We start from the raw sequence: 25,531 nt of genomic DNA on the forward strand, positions 1-25,531 counted from the left end.
CAACGGGACTTGAAGAGCCTGTCGAGACAAAGTTTCCTGAACATAGCCATTGAGCTTGCCGTGAGTGACCATAACATGAACGTTGTTCCAGCTGGAGCGAAGAAGCAGTCAAAATCAGTCAGTCATGCCACGGACTGAAGTCGTTTGTGTAATCTAGTCCTGCAGATGGATGCCGGGTAAGTTTTCGCGTGTCAAACTTAGGGCAGACAACCACCACAGGAGAGGAATCATCCACTGTGGATTTTTTGCACATCGTGGGGCAGATCAACTACGTGATCGACCATTCGGCAGCCCAATGGTGGGTTATCCCGATAGTGAGTTTGTTCTGCCTTATTGATGGATTCTTCCTCTTTTTGCCCAGCGAGACAGCCATTGTTGCCCTCGCATCCATTTCGGCCAAAACCGGTTACCCCAATATTTGGCTGCTGATCCTGGGCGCCTCCATTGGCGCCATTATTGGCGACAACATTGCGTATTTCATGGGCCGCAAACTCGGCACCACCCGCTTTAATTGGATGCGCCGCCCGCGTGGAGCCAAGGCATTTGCCTGGGCTGGCAAGGAGCTGGAAAAACGCGGAGCCATTTTGATCTTTACTGCCCGCTATATTCCTGTGGGCAGAATTGCCGTGAACTTCACCGCCGGGGCTACCTGGTTCCCGTGGCGCCGCTTCGTGCTGCTGGACGGCATTGCCGTGGTGACGTGGGCTGGCTACTCGGTTGCCGTGGGTACCTTTGCCGGACGCTGGGTCCATGACAACCCCCTGCTGGGTGTGGCCATCGCCATCACCTTTGCCATTGTCATTGGCTTTGTGGTGGATCATGCCATGAAGTATCTGCACCACTTTTTGGAGAAGCGCGGAAAATTGGCGCCCCGGCCCGAGCCCGGCCTGGCAGCGGCCCAGCACGCAGATCAGGTCCAGGCCGAGGCGGCCGCCAACGCCCAGCTTGTGGCCCAGACCCAGGCTCAAGTCCAGGCTCGATTCCAGGCGGCCCACCCGGAGGTGCCAGCTCAGCTTGCAGCGGAATCGCGCCCGGCAGAACTGGAAACTGGCGCCGCGCCTGACGCTCCAACTGACAGCAGTGAAACGTACCAGGAACCCTTGCCGCAGGCGCGAGGAACCTTGCCGCAGGCGCCGGGGCGGGCTGCGGCTGCGGTTCCGCTGCTGCCCCATCTATCCGGCAATGACATCCCGGTGCCCGCAACGGCCCGCGCACCCCGCGCCGGCACCAACTAGCGCAGCGCCCCTCTCATCCCTAGAGTGGGGATTGTGACTAACTCAACTTCAGAGCAAGCAGCCCAGTCCATCCCCGTTGTGGACCTGAAATCCTTGCCAAAGGTATCCCTGCACGATCATCTGGACGGCGGTCTGCGCCCAGAGACCATCATTGAGTTGGCGGCTGCGAACAGCCATGTACTGCCCACCACCGACCCCGAAGAATTGCGCAGCTGGTTTGTGGAGCAAGCCAGCTCAGGTTCCCTGGTGAGCTACCTGGAGACCTTTGAACACACCGTTGCACTCATGCAGACGCACTCGGCCCTGGTGCGGGTCGCCCGTGAATTTGTTGAGGACCTGGCCGAGGACGGTGTTGTCTACGGTGAAGTACGCTGGGCGCCGGAGCAGCACCTCCGCGCAGGGCTGAGCCTTGATGAGGCTGTTGAGGCCGTGCAACTGGGCCTTGAAGAAGGCATGGACGCTGTGGACGGGGCGGGTGGCTACATTGAGGTGGGCCAGATCGTCACAGCCATGCGCCACGCCGACCGCGGCGCCGAAATCGCCCAGCTGGCCGTGCGCCACCGTGACAACGGCGTGGTGGGCTTCGACATTGCCGGGGCCGAGGAAGGCTTCCTGCCGTCCCGCTTCGCCGAGGCCTTCACCTATTTGGCCGAGAACAACTTCCCCGCCACCGTCCACGCCGGTGAGGGCGCCGGACTGGACAGCATCCAGGACGCACTGGTCCACGGCCGCGCCCTGCGCCTAGGCCATGGTGTGCGCATTGCCGAGGACATCCACCTGGACGTGCAGGAGGAGGACGGGCACGACGTCGGCACCGTCACCTTGGGTGACTTGGCCCAGTGGGTACGCGACCGTCAGATCCCGCTCGAGCTGTGCCCGTCCTCGAACCTGCAAACAGGCGCCATTGCGGCCTTTGGCACCACCATCGCCGAACACCCCATCGACCTGCTGCACCAGCTTGGCTTCAACATCACCGTCAACACCGACAACCGGCTCATGAGCGGCACCACGCTGACCCAGGAATTTGGGCTGCTCGTGGAAACCTTTGGCTACGGCCTGGACACGGTGCTGGAGCTGACCTTGAACGCCGTGCACGCAACGTTCCTGCCCATTGAAGCCCGCGAGCACCTGGCGGACTTCATCATTGAGCACTTCGAGGACGCCATGGATGAGATGGAGGACTTTGAGGACTCCGACGACTTTGAGGGCTTCGACGGGTCCGAGGGCTTCGAAGCGGACGATGACGAGATTGACGACTAATTCCGTTCCTGCTGCTGACAGGCGGGCCGCCTCCACACAGCTGGAAATGGCCCGCCTTGTTGGCGTTGTTGCGGCCCTGCGCGAGCATTGCCCCTGGACCGGCGCGCTGACCCACGATTCCCTCACCACATACTTGCTGGAGGAATCGTATGAGCTCATCGAGGCCATTGAAACGGGCCACAGTGATCAAATATCCGGTGAATTAGGGGACATCTTGTTGCAGGTGGTCCTCCATGCCCGGCTTGCCCAGGAGTCGGGCCAATTCGACGTGGCAGACGTCGCCCGTGGGCTCAGTGACAAAATGATCCGGCGCAGCCCCCACGTCTTCCACCCAGACGGCACCCTGCAGTCAAGTTTTCCAGCCACCATCGAGGAAATTGAGGCAAGCTGGGAGCGCGTCAAGGCCGAAGAACGGGCCGCCGAGGAGCTGGCAATTCCGGTGGTCGGGATTGCTCAACCCGACAGCCCGTTCGCGGGGATTCCGCGGTCGTTGCCGGCACTGGCCATGGCGCAGAAGTCGCTGGAGCGGGCTGCGCGGGCGGGACTTGGTGCCGTGCCACCGGCCGTTCATCTGGCTGAGCACGTCGAAACTGAGGACGAGCTCGGGAAGGTGCTGTTCGGCGTCGTACAGGCAGCCCAGGAACGTGGACTGGACGCGGAACGTGCCCTGCGCCTTGCCGTGCTCTCTTTTCAGGCGGAAAACTAGCCCGCGTCCCTGCCTCCCCTGAACTTATGCGCTGAACCCGCGCTGAGTTCTCCGCATGAGTGTCCATGCGCTGAACTCGCGCTGAGTTCTACGCATAAGTTCAGACTTCCACGAGCATGCAGCGCGAAGCGCGGCAAATTGGCCGCCACAATGCCGCCCTGAGCGTAGCAAAGAGTGCCCCGTCACGCCGTCGGTTACGATTGAGGCGACAGCGTGGTCGAACCGTTACTGTAAAAAGCTGACTTTTAGGAGCAACACGTGGCACTTATTGAAGCCATTCATGCACGCGAAATTTTGGATTCCCGTGGAAACCCCACAGTCGAGGTAGAGGTTCTCCTCACCGACGGCGCCATGGGCCGTGCCGGTGTTCCCTCCGGTGCATCCACGGGTGCCTTTGAGGCTGTGGAGCTCCGCGACGGCGACAAGGGCCGTTACCAGGGCAAGGGTGTTCTTCAGGCAGTCGAGGCTGTTTTGGAAGTCATCGCCCCGGAACTTGAGGGCATCGACGCAACCGATCAGCGCCTGATCGACTCCATGATGTTGGAGCTGGACGGCACCGACAACAAGGGCAAGCTCGGCGCCAACGCCATCTTGGGTGTTTCCCTGGCCGTGGCAAGCGCCGCAGCCGAGTCCGCCGGCCTGCCGCTGTACCGCTACCTGGGCGGCCCCAACGCGCACGTATTGCCCGTTCCGTTGATGAACATCCTCAACGGCGGCTCACACGCCGACTCCGATGTGGACATCCAGGAATTCATGATTGTGCCCCTGGGTGCAGCAACGTTCTCCGAGGGCCTGCGCTGGGGTGTTGAGGTTTACCACAACCTCAAGGCCGTTCTGCAGGAAAAGGGCCTCTCCACCGGCTTGGGCGACGAGGGCGGCTTCGCGCCGAACCTGCCCTCCAACCGTGCAGCCCTTGACTTGATCCTGGAAGCGATCAAGCGCGCAGGCTACGAAGCAGGAACGGACATTGGCCTGGCCTTGGACGTTGCCTCCTCCGAATTCTTCAAGGACGGTGCCTACCAGTTCGAGGGCAAGGCCCTGACGGCCGCCGAGATGAGCGCCTACTACGCTGAACTCGTTGCTGACTACCCGCTCGTTTCCATCGAGGATCCCCTGGATGAAGATGACTGGGAAGGCTGGAAGACCCTGACCGACGCCATCGGCGACAAGGTGCAGATTGTTGGCGATGACTTGTTCGTCACCAACCCCGAGCGCCTCTCCCGCGGCATCGAGACCAAGACAGCTAACTCGCTCCTGGTAAAGGTCAACCAGATCGGTTCCTTGACTGAAACCTTGGACGCCGTGTCCATGGCCCAGCGTGCCGGCTACACCACCATCACCTCGCACCGCTCAGGCGAAACCGAAGACACCACCATTGCTGACATCTGCGTTGCCACCAACGCCGGTCAGATCAAGACAGGTGCCCCGGCCCGCTCCGAGCGCGTTGCCAAGTACAACCAGCTCCTGCGCATCGAAGAAGAACTCGATGATGCAGCACGCTACGCAGGCCGCAGCGCGTTCCCGCGTTTCAAGGGCTAAATAGCTGCTCCGGCCGCGGTGGCTGGCCAAGCCAAGGAATACCTGCCTTGGCCAGCCACCGCGGCTTTGCTGTATCCAGGGCAGGATCCGATACCCAGACGCGGTGGCTTCCCGGATCGGTTATCCCGAGCGCATAGACTGGGCAGCAGCAGTTGATTTTTTCGGGCAAGGTTTTTAGGAGAAGCATGGCCACGCGACGGCCCTCAGTGCCTAAAGCGCAGTTCACAGCCGGCATGGGTGATGCCCCGGAGTCCAAGAAGGTTCCCTCAGCTTCAGCGTCCAGTACGACGCCGGAGGCTGGCCCCGGCGCCACTCCCGCCACGGGTGCCCCCCAGCCACGTGAGCCCCAAGCCCGCCAACGTGCCTCAGCGCCGACCAGTCGAAGCGGCCAGGACGGTGTCATCCACACCGCCGGCAACAGTCCGGTGCCTGCCCGCAGATTCTCGGGCCGACTTTTGGTGTTGGGCCTGACCATGGGTGTTGTGACCTTGCTCCTGGCCCCCAATGTGCACACCTACATGCAGCAAAGGGCTGAGATATCTGCACTGCGCGACGATATTGCTGCCAAGGAAGCCCAGCAGAGCGCCTACAGTGCGGAATTGCTGCGCTGGGACGACCCCGCCTATATCAAGCAGCAGGCCCGGGACAGGGTCAGCATGCTCATGCCGGGCGAGACCGGATACTGGGTTTACGGTGCCAATGGTGTTGTTGGCGCTGAGGATTCCGTGGATGCCGCCAAGGCCGCTGCCGCGCAAGCCACAACCGCCAAGAAGGCCACGGAAATCACCGTTGAACCGTGGGTGGACGCGCTGTGGGGAGCTGTGAAAAAGTCCGCGGAAGTGCAAGCTCCCGCCGCGGAACCCCCAGCCCCGGCCCCGGCCCCAGTCCCAGCACCGGCACCGGCGCCCGCGCCGGCGCCGGCGCCGTAGTCCGCCAGCCAGATTCATGGCGTGGGCTCATCCACGCTAAAATGGCTGGTTGAACCCCACAGCCATGCCAAGACGTTCGGCGCGCAGGTGAGAATCACAGCCGCCAGCAATACTTCAGTTCCATGAAAGGCCCCCTCGTGCCCGCAACAGAAAGCTCCGCCACGGACGGGCGAGTCCCCACTGCGCTGGACCTGGACACCCTCAGCCGCCAGCTCAACAGGCCCGTGCGCGACGTCGTGGAGATTCCGGCCCGCTGCGTGTGCGGCAATCCGCTGGTTGCTGCCACGGCCCCGCGGCTGAGCAACGGCATCCCGTTCCCCACCACGTATTACCTCACCCACCCTGTGCTCACGGCCGCAGCCTCCCGTCTGGAAGCAGCAGGGCTGATGAATGAGATGACGGACAGGCTGGCCGCAGACACGGAACTGGCAGCTGCCTACCAGCACGCCCATGAGGCCTACATTGCCGCCCGCGAAGCCATTGGTGAACGCGCCGGCACCGGTCCCGTTCCGGAGACCGCGGGAATTTCCGCCGGCGGCATGCCCACCCGCGTCAAGTGCCTGCACGTTTTGATTGGCCACGCACTGGCGGCCGGTCCCGGGGTCAACCCGCTAGGTGACGAGGCCCTTGCAGCCGTGGCCGAATGGTGGACCGCCGAGCGCTGCTACTGCGAAGGGGCCTGGGACAACCAGGCGCCCGTGCCGAACAAGGACCTGAGCCGGCACGTCAAGCACCTGAACCAGCTCAAGGCCGAAGCCGCCGGAAACGCTGACTCCACCTCGGATTCCGCCAACACCGAGAAGTAACCACCGCCACCCGCTGTGTAACACCACCTGAAAGGCTTTTCCATGCGTGTTGCCGCCATTGACTGCGGAACCAACTCCATCCGCCTGCTCATTGCCGACGTTGTCCCGGACAACCACGCGGGAGCGGTGCTCCAGGATGTGCACCGTGAAATGCGCGTGGTCCGGCTGGGGCAGGGCGTGGATGTGACAGGCATGCTTGCCGAGGACGCACTGGAGCGGACCTTCGCGGCAACGCAGGACTATGCCGCCTTGATTGCCGCCCATGGCGTGGAACGGGTGCGTTTTGTTGCCACCAGCGCCACGCGCGACGCCGGCAACAAGGACATTTTTACGGCCGGGATCCAGGCCCGGCTGGGTGTGGCCCCTGAGGTTGTCAGCGGCGCCGAGGAAGCCGGCTTGTCATTCGCCGGGGCAGTCAGCGTGCTGCCCGCCGTGGCAAACCGCAACATTCTTGTGGTGGACCTGGGCGGTGGCAGCACCGAGTTTGTCATTGGCAACTCAGAAGGTGTCAGTGGTGCACTGAGCACCAACATGGGTTGCGTGCGGTTCACCGAAAGGTACCTGCAAAGCGACCCTCCCACGGCTGCCGAAATTGCGGCCGCACACGCTGCCATTGAAGAAAAGCTTGACGAAGTCTTCGCCGCGGTCACACTCGACGCGGTCGATGAGGTGGTGGGTGTGGCAGGGTCCATCACCACCATCACAGCCCACGCACTCGGGTTGGCGAGCTACCAGAGCGAGGTGATTCATGCCGCCGTCGTGCCTCTGGAAAAGATCGACGCCGCTGCCTCGCAGCTGCTGGCCATGACACGCGCCCAGCGGGCCGAACTTGGGTTCATGCACACTGGCCGGGTGGACGTCATTGGTGCCGGCGCGCTGATTTGGCGCACGGTGCTGCGCCGCGTGGCCCGGCTCAACGGTGGGAGACTGGAATCGGTAACCACCAGCGAACACGATATTCTTGACGGAATTGCCCTGGGTGCGGCTAAAAACTGAGCCCGCCCCCCACCGGAAACGAGCATTCATGGAGTTAGCGCCACGGAAGCGGACCCTTGCTGCCGCGTTCATGACGCTTGCCCTGGCCGGCACCTTGGCGTTGGTGGCGGCCACGGCAGCATCGGCCGATGACATCCGCAACCGGCAGTACTGGTTGGAGCAGTCCGGGATCGAGAATGCTTGGGAGAAAACCCAGGGTGAAGGCGTGAAAATCGCCATCATCGACAGCGGCATCGACAAGTCCCACAAGGACCTGGCCGGCGCCGTGGTGGGCGGCACCGACATGTCCGGGGCTGGATCCGCCGACGGCACCAAGGGTGTGGGTGCCGAGCCCGAACACGGCACACTCGTGGCAACCATGCTGGCAGGGCGCGGACACAGCCCCAGCACCCCCACAGCCAAGCCCACAAAAACGGCCGGTCCCAGCAGCACGGCACCTGCCAAGGAGACGGTGGGGGCAGGCCCCGACGGCGTCATAGGCGTGGCCCCCAAGGCTGAGCTCCTCAGTGTTTCTGTGTGGCTGGGCAGCGAGAACCCCTCGGGGAAGAACATTGACGATCAGATCCCGGCAGCGGTGAAGTGGGCTGTGGATCAAGGCGCCAAGGTTATCAACATGTCCCTGGGCAGCACCTCAACAGCCTGGCCGCAAAGCTGGGACGACGCGTTTGCGTACGCAGAAGCCAAGGATGTTGTCATTGTGGCGGCGGCGGGAAACCGTAAATCCGGCAGCGAACAGGTGGGTGCTCCCGCCACGATTCCGGGCATCTTGGCCGTGGGTGGCTTGGACAAGGACGGCACAGCCAGTGTTGATTCCTCCTCACAAGGCATCAGTATTGGTGTCAGTGCCCCGGCTGAGGACCTGGTGGGAGGCCTGCCCGGGGGTGGCTATGCACAGTGGAACGGCACCAGCGGCGCCGCGCCCATCGTCTCCGGCGTGGCTGCCCTGATCAGGTCCAAATACCCGGACATGTCCGCCGCCCAGGTCATCAACCGCATCATCTCCACCGCCAAGCCCAAGGGGGAGGGGCTGCCCAATGCCATCTACGGCTATGGGATTCTCGACGCGGCTGCTGCCCTGAGCGCAGATGTCCCCGTGGTGCAAGTGAACCCGCTGGGCAGCATTGCGGAATGGATTCGCGTGCACCGCCGCGGGGAGGTGGTGCCGCCCACCAACGGCCAGCCGGCCACGAGCGTGCCCCAGCCCAAGGCGACGTTGTCCGAACATGCCGCCCCTGTGGCCATCCCTGTCGCGGAACTTTCAAGTGCAGGGCCACGGGCCTTGGTCCTGGGTTCGTTGGGATTGTTCGCGGTGATTGTGGTGGCAGGGGGCACCCACCTGGTGCTGGCCCGGCGCAGGTTGCTGGCGTCCGACGGCGCTGACGGAGCCGATGAGGATTCGGAAGGATCCTGGGGTGCCCACACCAGCCACGAGGCCCCGCCGCAACGAGTGGGCCACAAACACTGATCCCCACCGCCTGCCGAACGGGCAGTAGTTGTTGATGTTTGCGCCGAACATCAACAACTACTGCCCTTTCGGCAGGCGGAGTGGCACATACTCGACGAGACCGCGCAAGCCCGTTACGTCGTCGTGTAATAGGCTAGTGAATATTTTCACAAAGAGCGGTATCATGGTCATATGGCAATCACACCCACCTTTTCAGCACGACCGCGCGTCCTCGTAGTTGGCGGCGGCTACGTCGGCTTTTACACGGCGCTTAAACTGCAGAAGAAGATCGCGAAGTCCGGTGGCATTGTCACCCTCGTCGATCCGCTGCCCTACATGACGTACCAGCCGTTCCTGCCCGAGGTGGCCGGCGGCAACATCGAGGCCCGCCACGCGGTTGTCTCCCACCGCATGCACCTGAAGGACACCGAGCTCATCCAGGGCTCCGTGACCAACATTGACCACGAGAACCGCACGGCAGTCATTGCCCCGGTTGACGGTGGCGCCCCCATCGAGCTGCCCTACCACGACGTGGTTATCGCAGCCGGTGCCGTAACCCGCACCTTCCCCATCAAGGGCTTGGCCGAGGCCGGTATCGGCTTGAAGACCATTGAAGAGGCTGTTGCCCTGCGCAACCAGGTTCTCTCCCTCATTGAGCTGGCCTCCACGGAAGCTGATCCCGAGCTGCGCAAGCGTCACCTGACGTTCGTTGTGGTCGGTGGCGGCTTCGCCGGCATCGAAACCATCGCCGAGCTCGAGGACATGGCCCGCGCGGCCGTCAAGCTCAACAACCGCGTTGAGCAGTCCGAACTGCGCTTCGTGCTCGTCGAAGCCATGGGCCGCATCATGCCCGAGGTCACCGAGAAGCAGGCACTTTGGGTTGTGGAGCACTTGCGCAGCCGCGGCGTTGAAGTTCTGCTGAACACGTCCTTGGACAACGCAGAGAACAACAACATCAAGCTCATCAACCTCCCGGACAAGTCCGTTGCGCAGGAATTTGACGCTGACACCCTCATCTGGACGGCCGGCGTCATGGCCAACCCCATGGTCCGCTCCACCGACTTCCCGATCGAGCCCCGCGGCCGCGTTTCGGTCAACGTCAACCTGCAGATCAACGGCGAATTCGGTGTCATCCCGAACGCCTGGGCTGCCGGCGACGTTGCAGCCGTGCCGGACGTTACCGGCGGCCTGCCCGACGGTACCTGTGTCCCCAACGCCCAGCACGCCCTGCGTCAGGCCAAGCGCCTGGCCAAGAACTTGTGGGCCAGCCGCTTCAACAAGCCGTTGACCGGCTACAAGCACAAGAACCTGGGCGCTGTTGCCGGCTTCGGCGAGTGGAAGGGTGTTGCCAAGGTTATGGGCATCCAGCTCAAGGGTCCGTTGGCCTGGTTGATGCACCGCGGTTACCACGGCCTGGCCATGCCCACGTTCGAGCGCAAGTTCCGCGTCATCATGGACTGGTTCGTTGCCTTCTTCGCTGGCCGCGACTTGGCCCAGCTGGAATTCCTGGACAACCCGCGCCGCGCGTTCGTCACTGCAGCTACCCCGGCTCCGAAGCCTGCTGCCAAGCCGGTCGAGGCTGCCCCGGCAGCCGAGCCCGCCAAGGCGGATGCTCCGGTAGCCAAGGAAGAAGCAACTGCTTCGAAGTAGTTAGCCCTTTTGTTTCAAGCACGACGGCGGCCCTCCCCACTTGCGGGAGGGCCGCCGTCGTACTTTCCCCAGTGGATCCCATCCAAACTGCGGCGGAGCCTACGGCCTCTCGGTTTGCGAACAGGTGCAGGCACTAGACTGCTTCTATGATCATCAGACGCGAGCATGCTGGGGACAGGCCAGAAATTTTGGCTGTGGTGAAGGCTGCCTTTCCCGAACCCGTGGAGGCCAAGCTGCTCCGAGAACTCTTTGCCTCGCGCGAGTACATTCCTGAGTTGTCGCTGGTGGCGGAGTCCGATCGCGGGGAAATCCTGGGCCATGTGATCACCACCCGCGGCTGGATTGGTGCCGAGAAATCGCTGGGACTGGGGCCGATTGCCGTGCAGCCGGAGTACCAGAATCAAGGTGTGGGCTCGGCCCTGATGAACGCCACCATTGAGCAGGCCAACAAAATGGGGGAGTCGACCCTTGTTCTGCTGGGCAGCACCGACTATTACCCCCGTTTTGGGTTTGTGCCGGCGGACTCCATGGGCATCACCTCACCGGACCCTTCGTGGGGATCGCATTTCATGGCACTGCCCCTGGCTGCGCACAAGCCCGGTTTGCATGGACAGTTCAAGTATTCGGAGCCATTCAACGCCCTTTAGATGCCAGTTTCAGTCGCGGGCCAACCATCCAGTAATGTTGTTAACAGCTGGAGAACCAAGCCAGCTACGCCCCAGTAGCCCAATGGCAGAGGCACCAGACTTAAAATCTGTTCAGTGTCGGTTCGAGTCCGACCTGGGGTACCTACACACCACGCCGTGCACGGTGGTTTCCTGAGGTATCAGGGAACAAAAACGGTAGTTTGAACGTAATACTAAGTACCGAATAAAACATTTTGCCCCTCATTTCTAAGGAAACAGAACCATGGCACTTGGTGGAAATCCGGTTTTTGCCAACAACAAGAACTTCAAGGACGCGCCTGCTGGACAACGCGGCTACGCCAATGGTGGAGCTGACACCCTGGCCGCCCAGAAACAGTTCTCCGCCGCGCAGTTGCAGGACATGTACAGCAAGCCCTCTGCGAATGCTGCGCAGACAGGCCGCATGACCTACGACGACGTCATCATGAAGACTGTCTTCACCCTGGGCCTGGTGCTGGTTGGTGCAGCCCTTGGCTGGATGGTTCCCATCCTCATGTGGCCGGGCATGATCATTGGCCTGGTCCTGGGCCTGGTGAACTCCTTCAAGAAGGAGCCGTCACCGGCGCTGATTCTGGGCTATGCCTTGTTTGAGGGCATGTTCCTCGGTGGCCTGTCCGGGCTGCTGGAACAGAGCTTCCCGGGCATCGTGGTCCAGGCCCTGCTGGGCACGCTGAGCGTGTTCATTGTGACCCTGGTGCTTTTCCGCAACGCCAAGGTCCGAGCCACCCCCAAGATGACACGTTTCTTCATCATCGCCTTGGCCGGCTACGCGCTGTTCTCGCTGGTGAACTTCTTCCTCATGATCTTCAATGTCACCACCACCCCCTGGGGTATCAATGGCATGGACATCCCCGGCACCAACATCCCCTTTGGTGTGGTCATTGGCCTGCTGGCCATTGGCTTGGCCGCGTTCTCACTGATTGTGGACTTCACCTCCATTGAGCAGGGTGTGCAGCGCGGGCTGCCCGCCAAGTACTCCTGGACAGCAGCCTTTGGCCTGACAGTGACTCTTGTGTGGCTGTACGTGGAGATCCTGCGCCTGCTGGCCATCCTGCGCGGCAACAACTAATTCCGGCTCAGGCCCTTCATATCACCGGCGAATGCCCGACCCCTGGTCTCAGGGGCCGGGCATTGCTCAAATTTTTCCCAGGAATATGGCAGAACCTGCCGACACGAAACTAGCGAAAGAACCTCATGACTGTTTCACCCCTGATCTGGGGCATTACCATTGTGGTCATTTTGGCCCTGTTGGCCTTTGACTATTTCTTCCACATCCGCAAGGCGCATATTCCCACCTTGCGTGAAGCGGCCATTTGGTCCTCTATCTATGTTGGCTTGGCCGTTGTTTTCGGTATCGCTGTGTTTGTGTTTGGCGGTGCCACGATGGGTGGCGAGTACTTTGCCGGTTACATCACCGAAAAGGCTTTGAGTGTTGACAACTTGTTTGTCTTCTTGGTCATCATGGCCAGCTTCAAGGTTCCCCGTGAGGATCAGCAGAAGGTTTTGCTGTTCGGCATCGTCTTTGCCCTGATTGCCCGGACCGGTTTCATCTTCGCCGGTGCCGCACTGATCAACACTTGGTCCTGGATGTTCTACATCTTCGGCATCATCTTGCTGATCACGGCAGGTAACTTGCTCAAGGAAGAAGACGGCAGCGATGAGGGCGCCGATAACTTCATCATCAAGATTGCCAAGCGCCTCTTCAATACCTCTGAGCACTACGATGGCGACAAGCTTGTTACCAAGATTGATGGCAAGAAGGTCCTCACCCCGATGTTGCTGGTCATGGTCGCCATTGGTGGCACCGACCTGCTGTTCGCGCTGGATTCCATTCCGGCTATCTTCGGTTTGACCCAGAACGTGTACATTGTCTTCACGGCAACGGCGTTCTCCTTGATGGGTCTGCGTCAGCTGTACTTCCTCCTTGATGGACTGCTGGATCGTCTGATCTACCTTTCCTACGGCTTGGCAGCGATCTTGGCGTTCATTGGTGTGAAGCTGGTGCTGCACGCCTTGCATGAGAACAACTTGCCGTTCATCAACGGTGGCGAGCATGTCAACGTCTTTGAGATCTCCACTGGTCTGTCCCTGACGGTGATCATTGGTGTTCTGGTGGTCACGGTGGTGGCGTCGTTGGTGAGCAAGTCCGGCAAGGCCCAGACGGTGCTTAACAACGCCCGTCGCCATGCTGAAAGCTACTCGAACCTGGAATACACGGCTGATCCGGCCGAGCGTGAGCGTGTTTACAGCCTGCTCATGGTCGAGGAAAAGACCATCCAGACCATGGAGCCCAAGTACCGCGACAAGCACAAGGACTCCGAGGAGATCCTCGAGCAGATCGCCAAGACGCACGAACTGCACCAGGACTTCCTGGGTAAGTAGCCGATTAAACAACTAGCCCGCAGAAAACGGCGAAAAACACGTCAAAATCGTGAATTTTCGCCGTTTACTGCGGGCTAGTTGTGGTTTCAACATAGCCTGCGAGTACTCGAGCCAATGAACCGATTTTGTCTACCCGCCGCATCGGATATGATGGTCAAAGCGTAGGGGAGTATCCCGTAGCGCTGAATCCGTCAACACGTAGGGCAAAGACGCCCTGCCGGGTTCAGTGTCCGACTGTTTTTCAGCCGGTGGAGAGACTTGCGGCGATAGCCGCTGCCCTCTACCGAAAGACAGAATCATGACTGTTTCACCCCTGATCTGGGGCATTACCATTGTGGTCATTTTGGCCCTGTTGGCCTTTGACTATTTCTTCCACATCCGCAAGGCGCATATTCCCACCTTGCGTGAAGCGGCCATTTGGTCCTCTATCTATGTTGGCTTGGCCGTTGTTTTCGGTATCGCTGTGTTTGTGTTTGGCGGTGCCACGATGGGTGGCGAGTACTTTGCCGGTTACATCACCGAAAAGGCTTTGAGTGTTGACAACTTGTTTGTCTTCTTGGTCATCATGGCCAGCTTCAAGGTTCCCCGTGAGGATCAGCAGAAGGTTTTGCTGTTCGGCATCGTCTTTGCCCTGATTGCCCGGACCGGTTTCATCTTCGCCGGTGCCGCACTGATCAACACTTGGTCCTGGATGTTCTACATCTTCGGCATCATCTTGCTGATCACGGCAGGTAACTTGCTCAAGGAAGAAGACGGCAGCGATGAGGGCGCCGATAACTTCATCATCAAGATTGCCAAGCGCCTCTTCAATACCTCTGAGCACTACGATGGCGACAAGCTTGTTACCAAGATTGATGGCAAGAAGGTCCTCACCCCGATGTTGCTGGTCATGGTCGCCATTGGTGGCACCGACCTGCTGTTCGCGCTGGATTCCATTCCGGCTATCTTCGGTTTGACCCAGAACGTGTACATTGTCTTCACGGCAACGGCGTTCTCCTTGATGGGTCTGCGTCAGCTGTACTTCCTCCTTGATGGACTGCTGGATCGTCTGATCTACCTTTCCTACGGCTTGGCAGCGATCTTGGCGTTCATTGGTGTGAAGCTGGTGCTGCACGCCTTGCATGAGAACAACTTGCCGTTCATCAACGGTGGCGAGCATGTCAACGTCTTTGAGATCTCCACTGGTCTGTCCCTGACGGTGATCATTGGTGTTCTGGTGGTCACGGTGGTGGCGTCGTTGGTGAGCAAGTCCGGCAAGGCCCAGACGGTGCTTAACAACGCCCGTCGCCATGCTGAAAGCTACTCGAACCTGGAATACACGGCTGATCCGGCCGAGCGTGAGCGTGTTTACAGCCTGCTCATGGTCGAGGAAAAGACCATCCAGACCATGGAGCCCAAGTACCGCGACAAGCACAAGGACTCCGAGGAGATCCTCGAGCAGATCGCCAAGACGCACGAACTGCACCAGGACTTCCTGGGTAAGTAGCCGATTAAACAACTAGCCCGCAGAAAACGGCGAAAAACACGTCAAAATCGTGAATTTTCGCCGTTTACTGCGGGCTAGTTGTGGTTTTACCGGACCCTGCGCGCACCCGGGGCCGGGGAAACGGCAAAGATGTCCGGGGCCGTGAAGGAAGCGTCAGCAAAGGCCTGCACAACACTGGCGCGGACCGTGGCTTTTACCGAGGCCGGGATCAGGGCGATCGCGGATCCGCCAAAGCCGCCGCCGGTCATGCGTGCACCGAGGGCACCATGGGCCAGGGCGGTGTCCACGGCAAGATCCAGCTCGGGGCAGGAGATCTCAAAGTCATCGCGCATCGACACGTGGCTGGCGGTGAGCAAGGCACCAATGGCGGCCGGGCCGGCGTCGTCCAACACAACAATGGTGTCCAGCACGCGCTGGTTCTCGGTGACAATGTGGCGTACGCGCCGGTATGTCTCGTCGTCCAACAGGCCCGCGGCTTCGGGCAGGTCCGCGGCGACAACGTCGCGCAGGGCGGCCACGCCAAGTACCTCGGCACCCAGCTCGCAGGAAGCGCGGCGGGCAGCATAGCCGCCGGTTGCATGCGCGTGGCTGACCTTGGTGTCGACCACCAGGATGAGCAGGCCAGCGGCAGCCAAGTCCAGCGGCACCAGTGTGGATTCCTGCGTGCGGCAGTCAAGGAACACCGCGTGGCCGTCGGTGGACAGCAACGACGCCGACTGGTCCAGGATGCCGGTGGGCGCGCCCACCACTTCGTTCTCGGCACGCTGGCCCACCAGAACCAGCTCGTTGGGGCTCAGCCCGGCCGATTCCAGCTCGTTGAAGGCTGTGGCAACGGCGCACTCAATGGCGGCCGAAGACGACAGACCCGCCCCGGAGGGCACGGTTGAGTGCAGGTACAGGTCAAAGCCGCCAATGGTGATGCCCATCTGGCGCATGACCCACACAACGCCCAACGGGTATGCTGTCCAGCCGGTCATGGTGTCATGCGAGAGGGTGTCCAGATCCACGCTCACCGTGCCCTCGGCGCCGTAGCTGGAACGCAGCTGGGCAATGTTGTCATCACGCAAACGGATGGCCACCGCCGCGGCACGGTCAATGGCGAACGGCAGCACAAAGCCTTCGTTGTAGTCGGTGTGCTCACCAATGAGGTTTACCCGGCCCGGCGCTGCCCAGACACCCTGGGGCGCAGCGCCAAATGTTTCCTCAAATGCCTTAGCCACGTGGGCTGCGTCGATGGACGCACTCATGCCAATCCTGCTTTCATTGTGTCGGCGTTGCTGCGCACAGCCGTGGAGGTGCCGCGCAGAACGGCGGCGGTTTGCTCCGGTGTGGTGTCGTTGATGAAGGCGCCCATGGCTGCCTCGGAGCCGGCCAGGAACTTCAGCTTGTCGGCTGCCCGGCGCGGCGAAGTGAGCTCCAGGTGGAAGCGGCCCGCGGGGCGTAGATGCGCATCCAGGGGTGCCTGGTGCCAGGCGGCAATGTACGGGGTGGGCGTGTCATACAGGTTGTCCAGGCGCCGCAGCACGTCAAGGTACATGACCGCCAGTTCATCACGCTCGGCGTCATTCAGGGCGGTAAAGTCCGGGACGTGGCGGTGCGGGGTCAGATGAATTTCCAGGGGCATGTGCGCCGCAAAGGGCACATAGGCGCTGAAATGCTCGCCCTGGGCGATCATGCGCTCACCGGATTCGGACTCCTTGGCCACAATGTCACCCAGCAAGGTTGCCTGACCGTTGTGCGTGTCAAAGAACTTCCGTGCTGCCGTGGCCATGACCTCGCTGCGCGGGGGCACATAGGAGTACGCGTAGATTTGGCCGTGCGGGTGGTGCAAGGTCACGCCAATGTCCTGGCCGCGGTTTTCAAAGGGGAAAACCTGTTTGACGCCGGGCAGTGCACTGAGTGCCTCTGTCCTGTGTGCCCACGCATCGATGACTGTGCGGGCGCGCTCGGTGGAAAGCCCGCCAAAGGAGCCTGTGTGCTCCGGGGTGAAGGCAACCACCTCGCACCGGCCAAAGGCCCGTCCCGTGGTTCCCCAACCGGGGCTGGCCTCAATGGCCCCAACGGCCGGGCCCAGCGACGGGAATCGGTTCTCAAACACCGCGACGTCGTAGTCGGCGTCGGGAATTTCGGAAAGATTCGCCCCCGTGGTGGGGCACAGCGGGCACTGGTCCGCAGGAGGCAGGTAGGTGCGTGTTTGCCGGTGCGCGGCGATGGCCACCCAGTCGCCGGTCAGCGCGTCAAAGCGCAGCTCGCCGGTGTTTTCCTCCGAGCGGGCGTCCAGCGGACGGGTGTCAACGCCAACATGGGCCTTGGCCAAACCGCCGTCGTCAAAATAGATGAGCTCCCGGCCATCGGCGAGAAGCGTTGTTGTAGCAATGGTCATGAGGACTTCCTGATGGGAGCGGCCGCTGACGGTGCAGCGGCTGACGGGGCTTTGATGAAGTGCTGAACCAGCGGGGTGAACTGTTCGGCGGTGACGTGGCTGACGGAGCTGTCGGTGATGATGGTGTCCACGGCGCTCATGGGCGCAATGGAGGCCAGTGAACGGACCTGGAACTTGGTGCTGTCGGCCAGGATGACCAGGCGCGTGGTGCCCTCGATGAACGCCGCGTTGGTTTCGGCTTCCAGCCAGTTGGGGCTGCTCAAACCGCGCTGTGAATCCAGGCCGTGGACGCCCATGAAGCAAATATCCGTGTTAAGACTGCCCAGGGCCAGGCGCGCCACGGGGCCTACAAGGGCTTCCGACGGCGTGCGCTCACCGCCTGTGACAATGACCTTCAGATCGGAGCTGCCTTGTTGGCGGTACAAAAGTTCGGCAACCTTCAAGGAATTGGTGACCACCGTGAGGTTGCGCAACCGTTCCAGCTCAGGTGCCAGCAGCACGGCCAGTTGGTAGGTGGTGGTGCCGCCTGTCATGGCCACTGTCATGCCGGGCTGGATCAAGGCCAAGGCCTGGACGGCGATGGCCAGTTTGCCGTCGAGCTGCTTGTCGACGTTGAGCAGGAAGCCGGGCTCCAACGCACTCAAGCGGGCAAGGCGCATGGCGCCGCCATGGATCTTGCGGGCCAGTCCGTTGTGGTCCAGCGCCTCAATGTCACGCCGGATGGTCATTTCACTCACGTTGAGGGTTGCTGCAATGTCTGCAACGCGCACAGCCTCATGAAGTTGAAGTTCCTTCAGGATGCGTGCCTGCCGTTCCGGTGCCAGCATGGGAAACCCTCCACTCGAAATGATCAAAATAAATAGTTTTCAAACAAAATATTACATTAGTCGAGGGTGTTTGTGCAGTCAACGGCGCGAAATAGAACAATTTCTGTGCGGCTGAGGCGGTAATCTAATCCCCATGACAACTCCCATTGAAACCGCGGGAATCCGGGCGGCCACAGGAACACAGTTCACCTTGGCGCGTGGGGATGCTACCGCCATTATTACCTCACTGGCTGCGGGCCTGCGCCATTATGACAAGGGTGGGGTGGCCCTGGTGGAGAGCTATCCTCTGGATTTCATTGCCCCCGGGGCCGCCGGAATCACCTTGGCGCCGTTCGCAAACCGCGTGGATGGGGGGCTGTGGGAGCTCGACGGCGTGCCGCAGCAGCTGGATATCACCGAGGTCCCGCGCAACAACGCCATCCACGGATTGTTGCGCAACGTGGGCTACACGGCGTTGGAGTACAGTCCCACGCATGTGTTGCTGGAGGCCACCATCCACCCCCAGCATGGCTACCCGTTTCTGGCCCGGCATCAGGTCCGCTACGAGCTGGGCGCTTCGGGGGAGTTGCGTGTTGCCCAGACGCTGATCAACGATTCACAGCGGCGTGCGCCGTTTGTGCTGGGCGCCCACCCCTACTTCACCCTTGGCACGGTTGCGCCCCAGGAACTGCGGATCACTGTCAACGCCGGGAGTGCCCTGAGCACCAACAGCCGCATGATTCCCACGGGCACGGCCGCCGTCTCCGGGCGTTTTGACCTGCGCGGCGGCAAGGCGGTCCCGGAGTCCTTGATGGATACGTGCTTCACGGATTTGCTGACGGACGACGGCGTCGCCCGGCACACGCTGCAGGCTCCCGACGGTCGCAGCGTGAGTTTGTTCCACGACGGCACTGTCTCCTACGTCCATGTGTACATCACCGATGTGTTCCCGGGACGTTCCCTTGCTGTTGCCATGGAACCCATGACGGGCCCGGCCAATGCCTTCAATTCCGGCGACGGCCTGAAATGGCTCGCGCCGGGGGAGTCATTCACCATGAACTGGGGGATTGACGCCCAGCTGGACGTGTAGCAGGACGCCGCGATGACGTGCTGTGAGGGTGCTGGAGCGGGTGCTGGAGCGGGTGCTGCGCCACGCTGACAATGGACACCGTTTAACGTATTTTTGCCCCATAGGGAATTATTGGTTTATGACGCCCTCACAGCACGAACAAGAGCGCAATTCACCACAGGACGCTTCGGTGGTCCCCTTTGGCATGCGTGTGGCCGGAGCATGGTCCTGGCGGGTGGGAGCAATCCTGCTGGTTTCGGCCATGCTGGTGTGGCTGCTGAGCCAAATTACCATCCTGATCATCCCCGTCATGCTGGCGGCCATCCTTGCCTCCCTGCTGCGGCCATTGGTGCGCGGCTTGAAGAAAATTGGCCTTCCGCAAGGCCTGAGCGTGGCGATCGCCGAAGTGGGGCTGATCGTCGTTGTGCTGGGCGGTTTGTTCCTGGTGGGCCGGCAAATGGTGACAGGCTTCTCCGCCCTGAGCGAGCAAGCCATCCAAGGCGTGATTAAGATCCAGGAGTGGTTGACCAACGGCCCACTGGGCATCAGCAACGACCAAATCAACAAGTACCTCAACGAGGCCCTTGCCGCGGTGCAAAACAATTCCAGCACCATCATCTCCGGCGCGCTTGGCTTTGGCAGCGGCTTCACCCATTTTGCGGCCGGGCTGCTGCTCACACTTTTCATCCTGCTGTTCTTCCTCCTGGAAGGCCAAGACATTTGGGCCTTCATTGTGAAGTTCTTCCCGCTCCGGGCCCGCCCCGCAGTGGATGGTGCCGGGCGCCGCGGCTGGCGCTCACTGGGCAACTATGCGCGGGTGCAAATCCTCGTGGCAGCTGTTGATGCCGTGGGCATTGGTGTTGGTGCCGCCATCATCCAGGTCCCGCTGGCGCTGCCGCTGGGCGTGCTGGTGTTCGTGGGCTCGTTCATCCCCGTGGTGGGTGCCCTGGTGACAGGGGCCGTGGCCGTGTTGCTGGCCCTTGTGGCCAACGGCTGGGTCAACGCCTTGATCATGCTCGCCATTGTTTTGGCCGTCCAGCAGCTGGAAAGCCACCTCCTCCAGCCCTTCATCATGGGCAGGGCTGTGAATTTGCACCCGGTCGCTGTGATCCTGGCAGTTGCCGCCGGTTCAGGTGTTGCCGGCATCCTGGGCGCACTCTTTGCCGTCCCGCTGCTGGCGGTGACCAATTCCTTTATCCGCTACATAGCCGAACGGGGCTGGGAGAACGATCCCCTGCTTCCCGATATATACGGGCTCACCCCCGTGCCCGCTGGGCCACCGGCACCCGAGGCCCCGTCCGACGTCGAACACGGCCCAGACAAACCCTAAGGTGCCCCAGCGGCGCACCACGTTTTTGCATCATCGAGATTCCGTAGAGAAAGAGAAAAGTACCGTGAACGCATCAAGCGATCTCCCCGTCACCCTTGCAGATGTAGAACAGGCAAGGGAGTTGTTGACGGAGATTATTGCGCTCACACCCATTGAGAGTTCGCGGGCGCTGGGCCGGTTGACGGGTTCCGAGGTGTTTTTCAAGTGCGAGAACCTGCAGCGTGCGGGGTCCTTCAAGGTTCGTGGCGCGTACGTCCGCATGGCACGGTTGACGCCGGAAGAACGGGCTCGCGGCGTTGTGGCGGCGTCGGCCGGAAATCACGCCCAAGGCGTGGCCGTCGCTGCGAAGGCACTGGGCATCAAGGCCCGGATCTACATGCCCGTGGGTGTTGCCTTGCCCAAGCTTGCCGCCACCCGCGGACACGGCGCCGAAGTGGTGCTGCACGGCTTCAACGTTGATGAGTCCCTGGCCGAGGCCGAGCGTTACGCCAACGAGACCGGTGCCGTCTTTGTGCACCCCTTCAACAATGTTGACGTGGTGGCGGGGCAGGGCACCATCGGTTTGGAAATCCTTGACCAGGTGCCCAATGTGGACACCATCATCATGGGTGTTGGGGGTGGCGGCCTGTTGGCTGGCGTGGCCGTGGCTGTCAAGGCCCGGGCCAAGGAGCTGGGCCGGGAAATCCGTGTCATTGGCGTCCAGGCGGAGAACGCTGCAGCGTACCCGCCCTCTCTGGCCGCCGATGCCCTGGTTCCTTTGAAGAAGGTTTCCACCATGGCCGACGGCATTGCTGTGGGCCGGCCCGGTCAGCTGCCGTTCTCGATCATCCGCGAACTGGTGGACGACGTTGTCACCGTCAGCGAAGACGCCCTGGCGCGGGCCTTGATCTTCTTGCTGGAGCGCTCCAAGATGGTGGTGGAGCCGGCCGGTGCGGTGGGTGTTGCCGCGATCATGGAAGGCAAGATCGAGAACCCTGGCACTACGGCCATCATCCTTTCCGGCGGCAACATTGACCCGATGCTCATGCTCAAGGTCATCCAACGCGGTCTGGCTGCCGCGGGGCGTTTCCTGACGGTGCGCATGATGCTCAATGACAGACCGGGTTCGCTGGCCACCATTTCACGCATCATTGCTGAGAACGACGCCAACGTCACCGGTGTGGACCACACCCGTGTGGGCGGATCCATCTCCATGGGCGATGTCTCCATCACCGTGAACCTGGAAACCAAGGGGCACGACCACTGTGAACTGGTCCTGACGGCGCTGCGTGCCGAAGGCTTCCAGCCCATAGTGGTCCACTAGCCCCCACGCCCTCCCAAAAAGCAACTGACCCGCAGTAGTGGTCGAAAAAACGCGATTTCGCGGCGTTTTTCGACCACTACTGCGGGTCAGTTCTTGGGCGGTTGGGGCAGTGGGTCGGGAACAGGTGATGCCGGGGTTTATGCGCAGTCCTGGGAGCGGGTAGGGCGCATAGTGCCCATTTGGGGTCCCGGGACTTTGGCCCTGCGCCGCACCAGCTGCCAGCGAGGCGCAGCTGAGTCACTGGCGCGCTGCCCGGTGTCAGTGGTGCGCATAGCCAATGTCCCCCGGCGGCATGCGCGCCGAAGGCTTCCAGCCCATAGTGGTCCACTAGCCCCCACGCCCTCCCACCCGCGAGGGCCCAAAAAACGGTAATACTGAAAACGGTCTTGGGCCGGCATGACTCTCCAAAAAACTGACGGGCCTCTGGCTCTGTCTTCCTGTTGATCTGTCTGCTGGTCCAAGTTCCGTCAAAAGGGTGTTGGCCAGGCGGACATGACTTCATAGGAGCCTGATTCGTTCATTCCCATTACCGTTTTGTCTGCCCACCTGGTCTGCGCCCATTCATCAGCTTTTGAGCACGTGAATGAGGGGCGTCACCATCTTGGTAAACAAACAGACCAGAGTCATCGCGGGCATCGATACCCATGCCGATACGCACCATGTGGCCGTGATCAACGAATATGGCAAACCCCTTGCGGACCGAGAATTCCTGGCTGTCGGTTCCGGATATCAGAAGGTGGTGGAATTCATCGCTGCCTTTGGCACTGTTGTCGCGGTAGGTGTTGAAGGCACGGGATCATACGGGGCAGAAATCGCCAGAACCTTGCGTGGCGAAGGGATTCGCGTCCTAGAAGTAAACCGCCCAAACAGGGCTGAGCGCCGGCTGAAGGGCAAATCTGATCCTCTGGATGCCTACCAAGCCGCTCAAGCTGTACTCGACGGACGAGCTACCGCGATCCCGAAGGCCAAAGACGGCCCTGTTGAGTGCCTGCGTATGCTGCGTGCTGGACGGAACTCAGCAATGAAAGCCCGCACCGCAGCAATCAATCAGATCAAGGGTCTTCTTGTTTCGGCCCCGGACAGACTCCGTGCGAAATACCGAGGACTGGGAACTCCGGCGCTGATCACTGCACTGCAGCGTTCCAGGCCTACAGGCCATGTCGCCGACACTGAGTACGTATGCCTGCTGACTTTGAAAGCCCTGGCAACACGATGTCACTCCCTTTCAGCTGAAATCGACTCAGCCGATGCAGCCATGAAGGAGATCCTGAACAGCTACGCACCCATGCTCTGTGACCTTCCAGGCGTCGGAACAGAAGTAGCCAGCCAGCTGCTGGTCACTGTCGGCGATAACCCGGATCGTCTTGGAAGCGAAGCCCAATTTGCTGCTCTTGTCGGGGTTGCTCCCGTACCGGCCTCATCCGGGAAAACGACCCGTCACCGGCTCAGCAGAGGCGGTGATCGAAACGCCAACCGCGCCCTGCATCAGATGGTGTTGGTGCGTATGAGCTCGTGTCAGAGGACCAAGGACTACGTCCTCAAGCGCACAGCAGAGGGCAAGAGTAAGCGAGAGACCATTCGATGCCTCAAACGCTACGCCGCCCGGGAAATTTATCACCAGATCACTAACCCTCAGCCGGCACCAAATAACGCCGATCTGCGCCAGCTGCGCACAGAGCTCGGCATCACGATCACGACCGCAGCCCACGCGCTCGGTCATTGGCCTTCCAAAATATCCAGTCTGGAACGAGGAATCATCCGCAACGACGACCTGGCCACGCGCTACAGACAGTGGCTAACAGATCAAGTAGCCCAGAACACCATTTGACACCTATAAAACGATCCAGGGACGATTCATCTTGAGGTCCGATGACATCGAGGGCTCTACACCCAGGATCGTAATCTTGCCGAGATCCTCATGATGGCTAGAGGCCTCGCGGCGTTGGAAACCTACCGCCAGCCGTGCTCGATGTGCCGTTCGATTGGGCCCTCCGGCCTATGTCCCAGGCAAGCAGGAGCGCGTTGACGGCCCTTTAGCGCTGGTGTTCCCTTCAGGTCAGCGTCTTTTGGCGAGGCGGAAGTCGAGCCCGCTGCGGACTTGTGGCCACTCGGAGGCGGTGATGGAAAAGACTACGGTGTCGCGCAGGCTGCCATTGGCCAGCCGGCGGTGTGCGCGCAGAATGCCGTCCTGCTTGGCACCGAGCCTGGCGATCGCTTCCCGGGACTGCGTGTTCATCCAGTGGGTGTGGAATTCCACGACCTCACAGCCTAGGGTCACAAACGCATGTTCGAGCAACAATCGTTTGCTGTCGGGATTTGTCCCCGTGCCCTGGGCGCTGGCTGCATTCCATGTGGAACCGATGGCCAATCGCGGCACTTCAAGATCAATGGCGTAGTAGCTGGTCAGACCGATCACCCGACCAGGTTCCCCTGTCGCAGGGTCGTTCAGCCGCGTCGTGAAGGACAGTTCGGTCCCGGCATTCTGTGCTGCCAGTCGTTGGTCGATCTCCGCTTTCATGTCGTCTGGGCGCGGCACCGTAGTGTACCAAAGGTTCCACAACTCGCCGTCAGATGCCGCCTCGACCAGTCTGTCGTGGTGATCCAGGCTCAACGGCTCCAGGGTGACGTACTTTCCGCGCAGGGTTACCGGTGCAATAACAGTCATGGGAAAACCCTAGCCGACTCGAGGGGGAGGTACGCCCATTAGCGTGGCGCAACAGCCTGGCATGGTTTCACCATCACGAGGCAGCCCATGCGCTCGGTCACTGACCGTCCAAAATATCCAGGCTGGAATGAGGGCTCATCCGTAACGTCGAAGTTGCCGCGCGCTACAGACATTGGCTAACCGATCAAGCAGCTCACAACACCATTTGACACCTATAGGAGCATCAACTGACCCGCAGTAGTGGTCGAAAAACACCGCGAAATCGCGTTTTTTCGACCACTACTGCGGGTCAGTTGCCCAAGTGCGGGTGTTAGCCCTTGTACGGCTTGGCGGAGAGGATCTCCACGTCAATGTTCTTGCCGTTGGGGGCAAGGTAGCTGACCTTATCGCCCACCTTGGAACCCATGATGGCCTCGCCCAGGGCTGAGCGTTCGCTGAACACATCAAGGTCCCCGGCACCCACTTCGCGGCTGCCCAGCAGGAAGGTGGTTTCATCTCCTGCGATGGTGGCAACCACCACCATGCCCTGCTCCACGATGCCGTCGTCGGCCGGGGCCTCGCCCACGCGGGCGTAGCGCAGCATTTCGCTGAGCTGACGGATGCGGGCTTCGATCTTGCCCTGCTCGTCCTTGGCAGCGTGGTAGCCGCCGTTTTCCTTCAAGTCGCCTTCCTGGCGGGCTTGTTCAATCTTGCTGACGATTTCGGCGCGGCCGGGACCGGACATCTGGATCAGCTCGGCCTGGAGGCGGTCAAAAGCTTCCTGGGTCAGCCATGCAGAGGGGGGCGCACTGTTAGTAGTAGCCACGAAATTCTCCTTGAATGTACAAAAGCAAAGGCCCCGCTACAGGTGGTCCGG

22 protein-coding genes and 1 tRNA gene are annotated in these 25,531 nt (G+C 61.2%); 18 read left to right on the plus strand and 5 right to left on the minus strand.

The genetic code is table 11. The features are described 5' to 3' along the window. The first annotated feature begins 236 nt into the window (after nucleotides 1-236). From CVS27_RS02660 to CVS27_RS02725, 14 genes are all read left to right on the plus strand, one after another. Nucleotides 237-1,235, plus strand: coding sequence for a DedA family protein (locus CVS27_RS02660; RefSeq protein ID WP_243399681.1), 999 nt, complete (start codon nucleotides 237-239; stop codon nucleotides 1,233-1,235). Between the two features lie 33 nt (nucleotides 1,236-1,268). Further along, nucleotides 1,269-2,495, plus strand: a complete 1,227-nt coding sequence (locus CVS27_RS02665; RefSeq protein WP_243400024.1) for an adenosine deaminase — start codon at nucleotides 1,269-1,271, stop codon at nucleotides 2,493-2,495. Beyond that, a complete protein-coding gene (locus CVS27_RS02670; RefSeq protein ID WP_423716376.1) occupies nucleotides 2,476-3,201 on the plus strand; it encodes a MazG nucleotide pyrophosphohydrolase domain-containing protein in 726 nt (241 codons plus the stop codon). Before CVS27_RS02665 ends, CVS27_RS02670 begins: the two co-directional genes overlap by 20 nt. Before the next feature lie 258 nt (nucleotides 3,202-3,459). Further along, nucleotides 3,460-4,740, plus strand: a complete 1,281-nt coding sequence (gene eno, locus CVS27_RS02675; RefSeq protein WP_103464197.1) for a phosphopyruvate hydratase — start codon at nucleotides 3,460-3,462, stop codon at nucleotides 4,738-4,740. Nucleotides 4,741-4,925: 185 nt separating this feature from the next. Next, nucleotides 4,926-5,669: an FtsB family cell division protein gene (locus tag CVS27_RS02680; RefSeq protein WP_103464198.1), complete on the plus strand. Its 744-nt coding sequence runs from the start codon at nucleotides 4,926-4,928 to the stop codon at nucleotides 5,667-5,669. Nucleotides 5,670-5,791: 122 nt separating this feature from the next. Then, a complete protein-coding gene (locus tag CVS27_RS02685; protein ID WP_103464199.1) occupies nucleotides 5,792-6,475 on the plus strand; it encodes a DUF501 domain-containing protein in 684 nt (227 codons plus the stop codon). A 42-nt stretch (nucleotides 6,476-6,517) separates the two neighbouring features. Beyond that, on the plus strand, nucleotides 6,518-7,471 hold the full coding sequence (locus CVS27_RS02690) for a Ppx/GppA phosphatase family protein (protein WP_103464200.1): 954 nt from the start codon (nucleotides 6,518-6,520) through the stop codon (nucleotides 7,469-7,471). Between the two features lie 28 nt (nucleotides 7,472-7,499). Next, nucleotides 7,500-8,936, plus strand: coding sequence for a S8 family peptidase (locus tag CVS27_RS02695; RefSeq protein WP_103464201.1), 1,437 nt, complete (start codon nucleotides 7,500-7,502; stop codon nucleotides 8,934-8,936). Between the two features lie 171 nt (nucleotides 8,937-9,107). Next, nucleotides 9,108-10,565 carry an NAD(P)/FAD-dependent oxidoreductase gene (locus CVS27_RS02700; protein WP_103464202.1) on the plus strand — a complete coding sequence of 486 codons (1,458 nt, stop codon included), beginning with the start codon at nucleotides 9,108-9,110 and terminating at the stop codon, nucleotides 10,563-10,565. Between the two features lie 146 nt (nucleotides 10,566-10,711). Continuing rightward, nucleotides 10,712-11,212 carry a GNAT family N-acetyltransferase gene (locus CVS27_RS02705; protein WP_103464203.1) on the plus strand — a complete coding sequence of 167 codons (501 nt, stop codon included), beginning with the start codon at nucleotides 10,712-10,714 and terminating at the stop codon, nucleotides 11,210-11,212. Nucleotides 11,213-11,280: 68 nt separating this feature from the next. Continuing rightward, nucleotides 11,281-11,353 (plus strand) — tRNA-Leu (locus CVS27_RS02710). Between the two features lie 121 nt (nucleotides 11,354-11,474). After that, the gene (locus CVS27_RS02715) at nucleotides 11,475-12,320 is read left to right on the plus strand and encodes a Bax inhibitor-1/YccA family protein (protein WP_103464204.1); all 846 of its coding nucleotides are present in this window, start codon (nucleotides 11,475-11,477) and stop codon (nucleotides 12,318-12,320) included. Between the two features lie 125 nt (nucleotides 12,321-12,445). Next, the gene (locus CVS27_RS02720) at nucleotides 12,446-13,633 is read left to right on the plus strand and encodes a TerC family protein (protein ID WP_103464205.1); all 1,188 of its coding nucleotides are present in this window, start codon (nucleotides 12,446-12,448) and stop codon (nucleotides 13,631-13,633) included. Between the two features lie 298 nt (nucleotides 13,634-13,931). Then, nucleotides 13,932-15,119, plus strand: coding sequence for a TerC family protein (locus CVS27_RS02725; RefSeq protein WP_103464205.1), 1,188 nt, complete (start codon nucleotides 13,932-13,934; stop codon nucleotides 15,117-15,119). A gap of 86 nt (nucleotides 15,120-15,205) precedes the next feature. Here CVS27_RS02725 and galK read toward each other — a convergent pair whose 3' ends face one another. The 3 genes from galK to CVS27_RS02740 are packed head-to-tail and all read right to left on the minus strand — an operon-like array spanning nucleotide 15,206 to nucleotide 18,329. Next, the gene (galK, locus tag CVS27_RS02730) at nucleotides 15,206-16,366 is read right to left on the minus strand and encodes a galactokinase (RefSeq protein WP_103464206.1); all 1,161 of its coding nucleotides are present in this window, start codon (nucleotides 16,364-16,366) and stop codon (nucleotides 15,206-15,208) included. After that, nucleotides 16,363-17,502, minus strand: coding sequence for a galactose-1-phosphate uridylyltransferase (galT, locus tag CVS27_RS02735; protein WP_103464207.1), 1,140 nt, complete (start codon nucleotides 17,500-17,502; stop codon nucleotides 16,363-16,365). The genes galK and galT overlap by 4 nt, the downstream gene beginning before the upstream one ends. Next, nucleotides 17,499-18,329: a DeoR/GlpR family DNA-binding transcription regulator gene (locus CVS27_RS02740; RefSeq protein WP_103464208.1), complete on the minus strand. Its 831-nt coding sequence runs from the start codon at nucleotides 18,327-18,329 to the stop codon at nucleotides 17,499-17,501. Before CVS27_RS02740 ends, galT begins: the two co-directional genes overlap by 4 nt. Before the next feature lie 133 nt (nucleotides 18,330-18,462). Between CVS27_RS02740 and CVS27_RS02745 the strand changes: the two genes are divergently transcribed. The 4 genes from CVS27_RS02745 (at nucleotide 18,463) to CVS27_RS02760 (ending at nucleotide 23,838) form a co-directional block, all read left to right on the plus strand. Next, nucleotides 18,463-19,398, plus strand: a complete 936-nt coding sequence (locus tag CVS27_RS02745; RefSeq protein WP_103464209.1) for an aldose 1-epimerase family protein — start codon at nucleotides 18,463-18,465, stop codon at nucleotides 19,396-19,398. 118 nt (nucleotides 19,399-19,516) lie between these two features. After that, on the plus strand, nucleotides 19,517-20,707 hold the full coding sequence (locus CVS27_RS02750) for an AI-2E family transporter (protein ID WP_103464210.1): 1,191 nt from the start codon (nucleotides 19,517-19,519) through the stop codon (nucleotides 20,705-20,707). 64 nt (nucleotides 20,708-20,771) lie between these two features. Then, a complete protein-coding gene (ilvA, locus tag CVS27_RS02755) occupies nucleotides 20,772-22,010 on the plus strand; it encodes a threonine ammonia-lyase (protein WP_103464211.1) in 1,239 nt (412 codons plus the stop codon). A 601-nt stretch (nucleotides 22,011-22,611) separates the two neighbouring features. Further along, nucleotides 22,612-23,838, plus strand: a complete 1,227-nt coding sequence (locus tag CVS27_RS02760) for an IS110 family RNA-guided transposase (RefSeq protein ID WP_243400025.1) — start codon at nucleotides 22,612-22,614, stop codon at nucleotides 23,836-23,838. Between the two features lie 228 nt (nucleotides 23,839-24,066). On the opposite strand, the gene CVS27_RS02765 is transcribed toward CVS27_RS02760, so the two are convergent. Together CVS27_RS02765 and greA are read right to left on the minus strand one after the other, a co-directional pair. Then, the gene (locus CVS27_RS02765; protein WP_103464213.1) at nucleotides 24,067-24,675 is read right to left on the minus strand and encodes a GNAT family N-acetyltransferase; all 609 of its coding nucleotides are present in this window, start codon (nucleotides 24,673-24,675) and stop codon (nucleotides 24,067-24,069) included. Nucleotides 24,676-24,985: 310 nt separating this feature from the next. Beyond that, nucleotides 24,986-25,480 (minus strand): transcription elongation factor GreA, encoded by a 495-nt coding sequence (greA, locus tag CVS27_RS02770; protein ID WP_103464214.1) that lies wholly within the window; start codon nucleotides 25,478-25,480, stop codon nucleotides 24,986-24,988. Nucleotides 25,481-25,531 lie beyond the last annotated feature (51 nt).

Origin of the sequence: Arthrobacter glacialis (assembly GCF_002909445.1) — a bacterium.
In the GTDB taxonomy this organism is placed as follows: Bacteria; Actinomycetota; Actinomycetes; order Actinomycetales; family Micrococcaceae; genus Specibacter; species Specibacter glacialis.